This window comes from Chloroflexota bacterium (assembly GCA_016887485.1).
Taxonomy (GTDB): domain Bacteria; phylum Chloroflexota; class Anaerolineae; order Anaerolineales; family Anaerolineaceae; genus Brevifilum.
Genome location: CP069394.1, coordinates 236804 through 249978, shown reverse-complemented (window position 1 = coordinate 249978; position 13175 = coordinate 236804). Strand labels below are relative to the sequence as shown.

Below are 13175 nucleotides of genomic sequence, written 5' to 3'. Positions count from 1 at the left end.
CTATCGCATCATACGGCCTAAACCTTTGCCGCCTGATTTCTGTAAAGTTTTCACAAGTCGCTGGGTGTCCCGGAAGCGCTTCATGACCTGATTGACCACTTGCACATCCATGCCGCACCCTTGCGCAATCCTGCGCCTGCGGCTTGCATTCAACAATTTCGGGTTCCGCCGTTCAGAGACCGTCATGGAGTTGATCACCGCCTCAATCTGCATGAGTTGGTCCTCAGCTTCGTTCGGGTCCACCTGACGGGCAACCTGCCCCATCTGGCCGGGCATCATATCCAGAATCTGCCCTAAGGGGCCCATCTTCCGCATCTGCTTCAACTGCTTGGCGAAGTCTTCAAGGGTGAATTCGCCGCGCATCAGCTTTTCAGCCTGCTGCTCAGCCTGTTCCTGGTCGAAGCTAGCTTCTGCTTTTTCGATCAGGCCCAGAATGTCACCCATGCCGAGGATGCGGGAGGCTAACCTGCCTGGATTATACTCCTCAATTGCATCCACGCCCTCGCCAACGCCCAAATACTTGATCGGCACGCCGGTCACTTCCCGAATGGAAATGGCTGCGCCGCCGCGGGCGTCGCCGTCGATCTTGGTCATGATCAGGCCTGAAACGGGCAGCTCCTTGCGGAAGCCCTGCGCCACATTGAGCGCTTCCTGGCCGATCATCGAGTCCACCACGAGGAGGATCTCGGTCAGCGGTACTTTCTTCTGGATTGCCGTCAGCTCATTCATCAGCTCGGAATCAAGCTGTGAACGACCTGCCGTATCCAGGATCACAACAGTGGTGCCACCCTTTTTGGCAGTTTTGAATGCTTCATCCGCCAATTTCGGTGGGGCAACACCATCTTTGGCAAACACCGGGACGTCAATCTGCTCACCCAATGTCTGCAGCTGCTTGACGGCGGCCGGCCGGTAAGGGTCCGCCGCCACCAGTAAAACCCGCTCGCCCTGGGCACGTAATCGCTTCGCCAGTTTGGCAGCAGCTGTGGTTTTACCGGAACCCTGCAAGCCCACCAGCATGATCACGAAAGGCTTTTCGCCTTTCAGGTTCAATCCGCTGGGCTCACCCAGGGTGGCAATCAGTTCTTCATTGACGATCTTGATGACCTGCTGGGCCGGGTTGAGGGCTTTAGAAACCTCCGCCCCAATCGCCCGCTCCTTCACGCGCTGGGTAAAGGATTTGACCACGCCATAATGGACATCTGCTTCCAACAGTGCCATTCGGACTTCCCGCATGGCCTGATCCACATCCGCCTCAGAGAGGCGTCCGTGCCGGCGCAGATTTTGAAATATGGTGTTTAGGCGGTCTGTTAAGTTTTCAAACACAATAAAGACTTAATCGATTCTTTCGGTCACATCGTCAACCAGTGATTTTAGCGTGTAAAACGTGGTTGGTCAAGGGAGATTCAGGAAGACACCCGGTCGGCTCTCCATTAATATGCGGCAAATGCCAGCGAATCCAGAATTCGCGTAGTATTTAGCTTACACCTGTCCCTTCAAAAAGACACTGGATAAATTCATCCGTGGTGATCCCACCCAGATAAAGCGACAACTCCAAATCATCCAGCACCTTGCGCACATCCTCCGGAGCGTAACGAACACCCATCAAGGCTTCTTCCAGGGGATCCAAATCGGCCATCCCCATGAAATCACCGGAAATCTTGCATTCCTCGATCAGCCCTTTTTTGATGTTGGCCTGAATTTCCAGTTTGCCAAAGGGATAGCGTTGGCTGTTTTTATATTCAAAAGCCGGCGCATTGCCGAAGTTCCACTCCCAGGATTGATATTTCTCTTTTTGCAGCTTCTCCACCTCAGCCAGCATCTCATCCGTCAGTTCAAACGGAGTGAGCGGCTCCTCTTCCGAGAAGGCATCCAGCAGTGCCCGCCAAAAAGCCTGCACATCCTCAAACTGCCCCTCCGGCAGATATTCTTTGATATTGGTCACCCGGCTGCGGATAGAAGCAATCCCTTTTGAGGCAACTTTGGCCTTATCCACCTGCAGAACCCCTTCCAACGAATCCAGGTTGGAATCATAGAGCAAGGTGCCATGGTGCATCAAGCGACCTTTTTGAATACGCTGCGCTGTACCAGAGATCTTCTTGCCATCCAATAGCAGGTCATTGCGCCCTTTGATCTCTGCAGGGACGCCAATCCTATTTAGTGCTTTGACCATCGGCTCAGCATAAACGGAGATGTCCTGCCGGTTCAACCCGTCAATCGGGTAAATGAAGGTGTAGTTGAGATTGCCCATATCATGATAGACCGCCCCGCCCCCGGATGGCCGGCGCACAATCTTGGTATCGAGCGTGCGTGCGGCTTCCAGGTTGATTTCACTTTCGGCATTCTGATAGCGGCCAATGATGATGGCATTGTCATTCTGCCAGAGTAATAAGATCCGCTCAAACTGGACCAGCTCTCGCAGGCAATATTCTTCAAATGCCAGATTCCAGGTTGGGTCCGTTGAGTTTGTTTCGATGTAGATCATTTTGTTTCTGTCCTATTGGTTCACTAATAATTTTGTAGGATATAAATTCAACCCCTTATTTTTACCCGATTAATCAATAGAAAATGAAGGTAATTAATTAATTAGCCCACTCTATCTCCGGATCCCCTACCCGCCACTCTAATACTCATCATCGCGACCATTTCACCACCCTTGGGTTAAACAAGACAATGAATTAACTGGTTTGTCACTTGCTGACTAGTTGAAAGTGAGAATTTATTATGTCTAAAGTTGCTATTGTTACGGATTCAACCGCTTATTTACAAGATGACCTGCTGACCACCTATAACATCTCGGTTGTGCCCCTGGTGGTCATCTGGGGGACGGAAACGCTGCATGACAATGTGGATATCGGTCCGAAGGAGTTCTATGAGCGCTTATCTAAAGCCAAGATCATGCCCTCCACTTCCCAACCTACCGTCAAGTCCTTTGCAGATGTCTATGAAAAATTACACGCAGAAGGGTACGAGATCCTCGCTCTAGTGCTCTCTGCTGCCCTATCCGGCACAATGGATTCAGCGACCCAGGCTAAAGCAATGGTCCCGGATGCAGTCGTGGAAGTTGTCGATTCAAAAATAACCTCCGTTCCACTGGCATATATGGCCCTGGCAGCCGCCCGGGCAGCAAAACAGGGTGCCTCGCTCGGTGAATGCAAGAGCATCGCTGAAGAAATCCGCGATCATGCCCAGGTCTTTTTTGCTGTGGATACCCTGGAATTTCTGCATCGCGGCGGCCGGATCGGTGGTGCATCCAGGTTCCTTGGGACGGCCCTCAACCTCAAGCCGATTCTTTACTTGAAAGATGGCAAAATTGAAGCCCTAGAGCGCGTGCGCACATCTAAAAAAGCGCATGACCGACTGATTGATTTGATTGGCGACAACGTCTACGGAAAGACACCCATCAACATGATGGGCGTGGTCGGAGCAAATGCTGAGAAATCCGCTAAACACCTATTGGATAAAATTGAGACCCGTTTCTCACCCCGTGAAATCATGGTCGCCAACCTCAGCCCCGTCATCGGTGTTCATACCGGTCCCGGTACGGTTGGGGTGGGCTTTGTTGCGGGTGTGGATCCAGACCTCCTCAAGCTCATCTAATCCCCATCCGACCTTGTTGGTAGATCAGGAGAGGCTGCTTTTCAGCAGCCTCTCCTTTTTTTCTCACTAATCCAGTCCCATTTAGGATGGAATTTCGGATAAAATAGAGCCGTAAATACTCACCAAAGTTTAAAGGATGGATAAATGAACCTTCCTCAAGAAATTGGCATCAAAATACCGGATATCTTACTTCCCAAAGCGGGCATTGACCCTCAAAAATGGGCAGTGATCGCCTGCGACCAATTCACTTCGGAGCCGGAATATTGGGACAAAGTGGATGAATTTGTTGGCGATTCTCCCTCAACCTATCACATGATCCTTCCCGAGGTCTATTTGGAAACCCCGGAGGAACAGAAGCGGCTGGCCTCAACTCAGGAAGCCATGCGCCAATACCTCAAAGATGGGTTGTTCAAAGCTGTGGATGACCTGGTCTACGTCCTGCGGGAAGTGGATGGACACTGCCGCAAAGGCTTGATGGTCTGCCTGGATCTGGAACAATATGACTATAACAAGGGTGCCCAGACCCTGATCCGCGCCACCGAGGGCACCATCCTCGACCGGCTCCCTCCGCGCATTCGCATCCGCGAGCAAGCCGCCCTCGAACTCCCCCACATCCTTGTCCTCTTTGACGATCCCAATGACACCGTCTTTGGCCCTTTGGATGAACAGTCGATGGGTTTCGAGGAGCTTTATGACTTCGATCTGATGCAGGGCAGCGGCCACCTGACCGGCTTCGCCATTAACAATGAAGCTGTCCGGCAGAATATCTTTCAGGCGCTTGCCGATCTGATTGATCCCGACACCTTTGCCGAGAAATATAACCTCATCCCCGGCCAGCACAAACCGTTGCTCTTTGCGATGGGTGACGGCAACCACTCCCTGGCTACCGCCAAGGCGATCTGGGAGAAACTCAAACCCACTGTCGGCATGGATCACCCCGCCCGTTACGCGCTGGTGGAGATCGAAAACATCCATTGCCCCGCACTGGAATTTGAACCCATCCACCGGCTGCTCTTCGGCCTGAAGAAAGACCTGCTGGCTGAAATGCAGACCTATTGGGGCGACCGACTGGTTATCAACTCCGCCAGTTCAGCGGAAGAAATGGTCCGGATCGTGGATGAAGCTGAAGCCGCTGGGCACCTGGTAGGCTGGATCACGCCTGAGGGATTCAAGGTTCTTGAAATTCGCAAGCCGGAAGACAACCTCCCGGTCGGCACCCTCCAGCGTTTCCTCGATGGTTTTCTGAAAGATAACGGCGCAGAGAAGATCGATTACGTCCACGGCACTGAAATCCTGGTGGAAAAAGGCCAAATAGCTGGCAACACCGGCTTCTATGTCCCCGGTATGGACAAATCAGACCTGTTCAAGACCGTGATCCTCGATGGCGCACTCCCCCGCAAGACTTTCTCGATGGGTGAAGCCCGTGAGAAACGGTTCTATATGGAATGCCGAAAAATCTAAATTTAATGCGGAAAACCATTTTCCTGTTTCTGATCGTGATTCTGAGTGCTTGTCGCCCGGTTGGGGTGACAAGCACTGTTCTACCTGCGACAGTCACCCCCGTACCCACCCATACCACTCAACCAACGCCATCCCCCAGCCCGACCATCCTGCCGCCCACTCCGACACCCACCGAAGAACCCTTTACGGTCTGTTGTCCATTGGAAGATGAGACCATCGAATCCCTACCGCTGATCCTGTTTAACCCCCTGGTGGAACCCTATGCCTGGGGCACGGACTTCGGTCATCCGGGGTTGGATTTCGCATACTATCAGCGGGGAGATCGCAAATCGATTGAAGGCATCGAGATCTACGCCATCATGTCGGGGCGGGTTGCGCTCATTCTGGATGATTTCTATCCTTATGGCTATACAATCGTCATTGAGACACCGCTCTCAGACCTGCCCGAAGAGCTGCAGCAATTACTGATGGCAGAATATGTGCCAGTTCCGGAAGATTTGGAATACCAGTACAACTGCCCTAATGTTCCCACCCCCACCCTCACGGGAGAATACTCGCTCTATCACCTCTACGCGCATCAGCAGGTCCGCCCGGCCTTTGAATTAGGTGAGGAAATAGTTTGCGGTCAGCTATTGGGGAATGTAGGCAACAGTGGCTGGTCCAGTACCCCTCACCTCCATCTTGAGACCCGTATGGGACCTTCCGGGATGGAGATCACCACCATGGCACACTATGAAACCACAGCGTCAGAAGAGCAGCTCAGTAATTACTGCCTTTGGCGTTCCAGCGGCTATTACCAGATCGTGGATCCGTTTGAGATATTTGAAGCGGTCCCCTAACTCTCTTGACACACTGAACATTTGTGCTAAAATAGCATTGTGGCTGATAATCAGCTAATCATGAATTATTCTACGCAGGAATAAAAAGATTAACTAATAAAGGATGGCGACATGGACGAGGCAAAGAAAACTGTTCTGGATAAAGCCCTAAAAGATATCACCAAACGCTATGGCGAAGGATCCATCATGCGGTTGGGTCAGGCCAAGCATATGGCCGTGGATGCAATCCCCACCGGCTCCCTCTCGCTGGATATCGCCCTGGGCGTCGGCGGCATTCCCCGCGCCCGGATCACTGAAATCTACGGGCCGGAATCCTCCGGAAAGACCACCATCTGCCAGCACATTGTGGCCGAAGCCCAAAAATTAGGCGGCACGGCGGCCTTCATTGACATGGAACATGCCCTCGATCCAACCTATGCCGCCAAATGCGGTGTCAACGTAGACGAACTGCTGATCTCCCAACCCGACATGGGCGAGCAAGCCCTTGAGATCACCGAAACCCTGGTGCGCTCTGGTGCGGTTGATATCGTCGTAGTGGACTCGGTTGCCGCGTTGGTGCCCCGCTCGGAAATCGAAGGTGATATGGGCGACCCCACCATGGGCACCCAGGCCCGCCTGATGTCCCAGGCGATGCGCAAGCTCTCCGGCGCAATCAACCAGACCCGCACGGCCGTGATCTTCACCAACCAGCTCCGCCATAAGATCGGTGTGATGTTTGGCAACCCTGAAACCACCACCGGCGGTAACGCCCTCAAATTCTACGCTTCTGTACGCCTCGATGTCCGCCGAATCCAATCGATCAAAGTCGGCGCCGAGATCACCGGCAACCGGGTTCGTGTGCGGGTAGTCAAAAATAAGGTGGCTGCCCCCTTCCGCACGGCTGAATTTGACATCATGTACAACGAAGGTATCTCCAAAGTCGGCGATATCATTGACCTCGGCTCCGACCTGGATATCGTTGAAAAGCGCGGTTCCTGGTATTCCTATGGCGATGTTCGCCTCGGACAGGGTCGTGAAAACGCCAAAGAATACCTCCAGCAAAATGAGGAAATGGCCGCTGAAATCGAAAAGGCTATTCGTGAACAATCCATGGCTGGCGGCATTCCCAACCCCTGGGATAAGGGTGATGAAGATTATGCCGATGAGGATGAAGGAATGATGGAAGACGAATAAACCCCTCTTCCTCTCCCAATAACCATAAAGGACAGGTTGATACCGAATCTGTCCTTTTTCATTTCACAAAGTTAAAACAAACCCCTTTCTCTCTCCTGTTCAGGAAAAGAAAGGGGTATTTTTTCATAATATATCTAAACGTCGATTTAGGTTCCCTCTTCCCAGGAGTTCAGGTACTTCACCTGCTGGTCCGTCAGGGTATCAATCGCCACGTTCATGGCTTCCAGTTTCAGGCGGGCAATTTCGTTGTCGATATCCAACGGCACGCCGTAGACTTTCTTTTCCAGTTCCTTGGCATTTTTGATCATATATTCTGCGCTCAGGGCCTGGTTCGCAAAGGACATATCCATCACGCTGGCGGGGTGACCTTCAGCAGAAGCCAGGTTGATCAGGCGGCCTTCGCCCAAAATGTGGAGTACACGGCCATCGGGCAGCTCGTAGGCGTCCACGAAGGGGCGGACCAGTCGTTTCTCAACAGCCATCTCGGCCAATGCGGGGATGTTGATCTCAACATTGAAGTGACCGGAGTTGGCAACAATTGCGCCGTCTTTCATCGCTTCAAAGTGGTGCTTGTCGATCACGTTGATATCACCGGTCAGGGTGACGAAGATATCGCCGATCGGGGCAGCTTCCATCATGGGCATGACCCGGAAGCCATCCATAACCGCTTCCAACGCCTTCAAGGGATCCACTTCGGTGACGATCACGTTGGAGCCCATACCGCGGGCTCGCATCGCCAAACCACGTGCACACCAGCCGTAGCCACCGACCACAAAGTTTTTGCCAGCCAGCAGGACGTTTGTCGCCCGGATGATGCCGTCAATTGTGGATTGGCCGGTACCATAGCGGTTGTCGAAGAAGTGTTTAGTCATCGCGTCATTGACTGCGATCACGGGGAAGTTCAGGGCACCGTCAGCAGCCATCGCCCGCAGGCGGATAACACCGGTGGTGGTCTCTTCGGTCCCACCGATCACGTCTTTGAGCTGATCACGCCGCTCTTTGTGGAGCGTGCTCACCAGGTCAGCGCCGTCGTCCATGGTCACCTGGGGACGGTGATCGAGGGCAGCGAAAAGGTGCTTGTAATAGGTCTTATTGTCTTCGCCTTTGATCGCAAAAACGGGGATCTCATAATTCGAGACCAGACAGGCAGCCACATCATCCTGAGTGGAGAGCGGATTTGAGGCCGTCAGGACCACATCCGCGCCACCCGCCTGGAGTGTGCGCATCAGGTTGGCGGTTTCGGTTGTCACATGCAGACAAGCTGACATGCGAATACCCTCGAAGGGGCGTTCCTTTAAAAAGCGTTCTCGAATGGAACGCAGCACAGGCATTTCCCGTTCGGCCCATTCAATCCGGCGTCGACCGCCCTCAGCCAGATCCAAATTCTTGACATCGTACTTATCCATTAAATCCTCCATACAAATTTTGGGGCGTTGCAACGCAACGCAGTGTGTTCACTTACTAATCAGAGATAATCGCATCCAACGCGCCCTGGTCGTCGAAGATTGTTCTGAAACGGGCAACAAAATCGTTGGTTAAATAACATTGTGATTGGGTTCCTTTTTCCTCCAGGCAATAAGTGGCCGCCAAAGCGCCCATTTTACCGCAGAGGAGCAGATCAAACCCGTGGACGTAACCCTTTAGGAAGCCGCCTCGGTAGGCATCACCCACTCCGGTCGGGTCCATGATCTGGTGTGGTGGGACGACCGGGACATCACCAAGCAGCTTGCCATTTTCATACACCCGTGAGCCTTGCTCACCCAGGGTCACCACGGCAAAATCCACTGCATTCAAGATTTCATCCGCTGTCATCTGGCAGTGCTTTTGCAGCAGCTCAAATTCATACGCATTGGCAAATAAGGCTTTCGCGCCCAGTATGCCCTCTTTGAGCCGTTCACCGTCCAAACGGACGATCTGCTGGCTGGGGTCAAAAATATATGGGACGCCCATTTCCTGACACTCCAAAGCATATTTTATCATTGCATCAGGGGCATTGGGGCTGATCACGACCACATCATCAGTCGTCAGGCCCAGGTCCTTCATCGAGATTTCTGAAGCATCCGCCATCGCACCGGCGTAGAAGGTGGCAATTTGCGCATTGGAAAGGTCAGTATTCACAAAGAACGAAGCGGTGAATTTCCCCTGGATGATCTTCACGCCGGAGGTATCTACTCCAGCGTCATCCAGTGCCTGCCGGTAGTCCCCAAAGTCCATCCCGGCGGTGGCCACCAGGCGGGGCTTTTCGCAAAGCAGACCGAGGGTATAGGCAATATTGGCCGCCACCCCACCGGGCTGTTTGGTCATCTCATCCACCAGGAATGAGAGGCTAATCGAATCGAGATGTTCGGGAAGGATGTGGTCCTTGAAATAACCGGGGAATGTCATCAGGTAATCATAAGCGATCGAACCGGTCAGGATAATACTCATTACTTGTCCTCAACTTCCATGACTGCAAGAAGGTTCTCTTTGAAGGGCGGTTTGATGACGCCCTTATCTGTCACCCAACCAGAAAGTAAGCGGCTGGGAGTCACGTCAAAAGCAAAATTCCGGGCAGTCGCCTTTTCAGGTGTCACCCGCCGGCCCATCAGGGCCAAATCCAGGACTTCCTCCTGGCCGCGTTCTTCAATCGGGATCAGGTCACCCCGTTCCAGGTCAAAATCGACCGTTGAAATCGGGAAAACGGAATAGGCCGGAATGCCGTTATCATATGCCGCCAATGCCAGCATATAACTGCCGATCTTATTGGCAACATCACCATTTGCAGCCACCCGGTCAGCGCCAAAAAAGACTTTCTGCACCAACCCTTTGCGCATCATCAAACCTGACGCACCGTCAGTGATGATGTCATAGGGAATGCCGTACTGCTCCAGTTCCCAGGCGGTCAGCCGAGCACCTTGCAACCGGGGGCGGGTCTCATCCACGAAAACATGGATTTGTTTACCCTGTTCATGCGCCATCCGGATCACGCCCAGTGCGGTGCCGTAATCAACGGTGGCAAGCGCGCCGGTGTTGCAATGATGCACAATGGTATCGCCATCCTCAATCAACGCTGCACCATATTCTGCCATCCGGATATTGGTAGCCACGTCCTCATCAGCCATCTCACCGGCCAGCCGAACCAGCGCTCCCCGAATATCCTCCAGGTCATCATCCATTGCTTCAGCAGCTTTCTGCATCCGCCGGACCGCCCAAATCAGGTTCACGGCGGTCGGTCGGGCTTGGTTCAATACCTCACCGGCGATCCTCAGGTCATCCAGCAGGGCTTCGCGAGTGCTTGCCTTGGAGCGTAAGCCAGCCAGGGCCATGCCATAAGCTGCGGCCACCCCAATAGCTGGTGCACCTCGCACTACCATCGTTCGGATCCCATCCGCAACGTCCTGATAGTTGTCATAATTTTGGATTTTGAATTCCTGGGGTAAAATACGCTGGTCAATCATTTGCATGACCTTTTTTTCGTCATCCCAGGTGATTGTTCTCATCATCCGTTTTTCCCTTTTCGTGAAAAAACGCCCTTTTTGGGCGTCAACTGAAGGTGCGTTGAGATTTTACCATTGGTTGGCTGCTTCGTCAAAACATTGACACACACTAACTCTTACATTATAAAACCTAATATGAAGAAACCCAAAGCGCTATACATCCTCATCCTGATTTTGATCCTCACCTCCTGTGCCCAGCCCGTCACACAACAGGGAACGCCCCCTGTCGAAGACCTCACTGCGGCTACAGCGACGGCTGAACCCACACCTATGCCCACCCCCTCACCCACCGCCACCCCGTTGGAATTGACGAACGATGGCGATCGGGCGATTATCGCCGGGGATTATAACCGGGCTATTGAAATCTTCCAAAACGCTCTGGCAAACACCACAGATGCAACGGTGACGGATAAGAGCAATTTGGGCATCGGGCAGGCTTACTATGAACAAGACAATTATGCCCCGGCGCTCACAGCCTTGCGCCTAGCCGCTGCTTCCGCAGATACAACCATCGCAGCCCAGGCCAATTATTTCCTGGCCCAGTCCTACATCATTCTGGAACGCTATGATGAGGCCTTTCAATCATTTGTGGCCTATCTTACATTACGCCCCGGCGTGATCGATTCGACGATCCATGAGCAGATGGGCGACCTCTATCTGACGGTTGGTAACCCCCTGCAGGCCATTGCCAGCTATCAGGAAGCTTACCGAACCGATCCCAGTGGCGGGTCTGAGAGCCTGGCGATCAAGATCGCCGCGGCTTATCAGCAGAGCGGTGACACGGCGACAGCCCTCGCCCTTTTCCAGGACATCTACAACACCACCGCCAGCGATTACACTAAAGCCGAAATGGATCTGCGGATTGGACAGATCTATTACAGCCAGGAAAATTACGATCAGGCCTATGCCTATTTTCAAGATACGGTCAATAATTTTCCTTGGGCTTATGACTCCTATTCAGCCCTGGTCACCCTGGTCAATGACGATGTGGTGGTCAATGAATATCAGCGCGGCTTGATCAATTACAATGTCAGCAATTATGCCCTGGCCGTGGAAGCCTTTGACCGCTTCCTGGCTACAGCGGATAATGAAATCGCCATTGGTGCAGCGCTCTATTACAAGGGCCTGGCCATTCGAGCCTATCAATCCACCTCAGGTGAAGGTCAATATGATGATGCGATCACTGCCTGGCAGGATTTGATCGAGAATCATCCCACGAGCAGCTATGTGATTGATGCCTGGGAAGACATCGAATACACCCAATGGGCATATATGGACGAACCCCGCCAGGCAGCGGAAACCGCCCTGGCTTATGTGGCTCGTTACCCTGAATCAGCCGAGGCAGCGGACTTCCTGTTCCTTGCCGGACGTTCCTATGAACGGGCAGACGCACTCGATCTGGCTTCCACAACCTGGCAGCAGATTGGCAACGAATATCCCAGTGCCGATTACGCCTTCCTGGCAAATTACTTCGCCGGGATCGTCACCGTCCGTCAGGGCAACTGGGCAGCAGCCCAGCCGCTCTTCTCCCGCGCCCTCATACTCACCAGTGAGCCCTCCGAAATCGCAGCTGCCTATCTCTGGATCGGAAAATGCCAGAACGCCCTTGGCGATGTCAGCGCCGCGGTTGATACCTGGAAACTGGCGCAGACCGCCGATCCCTATGGCTATTACAGCATCCGGGCGGAAGATTTGCTGATCGGTCAGGAAGCGCTCACACCGCCGCTTACCTATGACCTTGATCCGGACCTCTCTCCCTATCGAATGGAAGCCGAGGATTGGGTCCGCACCACCTTTGAACTCCCCGCCGACACCAATCTGCAAAGCCCCGGGCTGCTGGGTAACGATCCCCGTTTCCAGCGCGGGTTGGAATATTGGGCGTTGGGCTTATATCCCGAAGCTAAAGCTGAATTTGAATCGATCCGACTGGAAGTCGCCAATGACCCAGCCGAGACCTTCCGACTGATCCCCGCCCTGGTGGAGATCGGGCTTTACCGCTCCGCCCTGGTGGCAAGCAACAGCCTGCTGAAGCTGGCTGGATTGGAAGGTGCCACAGCACTGGATGCCCCGGAATTCTTTACCCGGGTACGCTTCGGCGCATACTATCTAGATTGGGTCCTCCCGATTGCCAAAAACAGGAATTTTGATCCCTTGTTACTGCTGGCAATTATGCGGCAGGAAAGCCATTATGAGGGATTTGCCCAATCGGCCGCTTATGCCTACGGTGTCATGCAAATCATCCCCACAACCGGTGAAGAACTCGCGGGTGAATTGGGTTGGCCGACAGATTACACCGCCGCTGACCTTTACCGCCCCTATGTGAGCATCCTGTTCGGCGCCACCTACCTGGCCCGCCAGTTAAATTACTTTGACGGCGACCTCTATGACATGCTTGCAGCCTATAACGGCGGTCCCGGTAATACCCTCTATTGGCAGGAATTGGCCGGCAATGATATGGACCTTTTCCTGGAAACCATCCGCATCCAGGAAACCCGCAACTACATCCGCCTTATCACCGAAAATTACACCATCTATCGCATGATCTATGGCACAATGGCGGAAAGATAAACACGGGGCAGTAAAAATGAAATCTAAAAGGGCTGTGAATTATCACAGCCCTTTTATTGTT

Annotated in this window: 10 protein-coding genes; 5 read left to right on the top strand and 5 right to left on the bottom strand. The window is 53.1% G+C overall.

Features of this window, described 5'->3' with window-relative positions:
• Together ffh and JR338_01130 are read right to left on the bottom strand one after the other, a co-directional pair.
• Positions 1-1323 carry a signal recognition particle protein gene (ffh, locus tag JR338_01135; GenBank protein ID QRN83390.1) on the bottom strand — a complete coding sequence of 441 codons (1323 nt, stop codon included), beginning with the start codon at positions 1321-1323 and terminating at the stop codon, positions 1-3.
• A 151-nt stretch (positions 1324-1474) separates the two neighbouring features.
• Entirely contained in the window at positions 1475-2482 is a 1008-nt protein-coding gene (locus JR338_01130; GenBank protein ID QRN83389.1) for a lipoate--protein ligase, read from the bottom strand.
• 239 nt (positions 2483-2721) lie between these two features.
• Here JR338_01130 and JR338_01125 point away from each other — a divergent pair, with 239 nt between their 5' ends.
• From JR338_01125 to recA, 4 genes are all read left to right on the top strand, one after another.
• Positions 2722-3597 (top strand): DegV family protein, encoded by an 876-nt coding sequence (locus JR338_01125; protein QRN83388.1) that lies wholly within the window; start codon positions 2722-2724, stop codon positions 3595-3597.
• A gap of 144 nt (positions 3598-3741) precedes the next feature.
• Entirely contained in the window at positions 3742-5058 is a 1317-nt protein-coding gene (locus JR338_01120) for a DUF1015 domain-containing protein (protein QRN83387.1), read from the top strand.
• Positions 5059-5063: 5 nt separating this feature from the next.
• Positions 5064-5897, top strand: a complete 834-nt coding sequence (locus tag JR338_01115; protein ID QRN83386.1) for a M23 family metallopeptidase — start codon at positions 5064-5066, stop codon at positions 5895-5897.
• A gap of 111 nt (positions 5898-6008) precedes the next feature.
• Complete coding sequence (gene recA, locus JR338_01110; protein QRN83385.1) at positions 6009-7070, top strand: recombinase RecA; 1062 nt, start codon at positions 6009-6011, stop codon at positions 7068-7070.
• Between the two features lie 146 nt (positions 7071-7216).
• Here the strand turns inward: recA and JR338_01105 are convergent, their stop codons facing one another.
• The 3 genes from JR338_01105 to mtnA are packed head-to-tail and all read right to left on the bottom strand — an operon-like array spanning position 7217 to position 10549.
• Positions 7217-8476, bottom strand: a complete 1260-nt coding sequence (locus tag JR338_01105) for an adenosylhomocysteinase (protein QRN83384.1) — start codon at positions 8474-8476, stop codon at positions 7217-7219.
• Between the two features lie 55 nt (positions 8477-8531).
• Positions 8532-9497, bottom strand: a complete 966-nt coding sequence (locus tag JR338_01100) for a carbohydrate kinase family protein (GenBank protein ID QRN83383.1) — start codon at positions 9495-9497, stop codon at positions 8532-8534.
• Complete coding sequence (gene mtnA / locus JR338_01095) at positions 9497-10549, bottom strand: S-methyl-5-thioribose-1-phosphate isomerase (protein QRN84323.1); 1053 nt, start codon at positions 10547-10549, stop codon at positions 9497-9499. The genes JR338_01100 and mtnA overlap by 1 nt, the downstream gene beginning before the upstream one ends.
• Positions 10550-10681: 132 nt before the next feature.
• Here mtnA and JR338_01090 point away from each other — a divergent pair, with 132 nt between their 5' ends.
• Positions 10682-13114: a tetratricopeptide repeat protein gene (locus tag JR338_01090; GenBank protein ID QRN83382.1), complete on the top strand. Its 2433-nt coding sequence runs from the start codon at positions 10682-10684 to the stop codon at positions 13112-13114.
• The last annotated feature ends 61 nt before the right edge of the window (positions 13115-13175 follow it).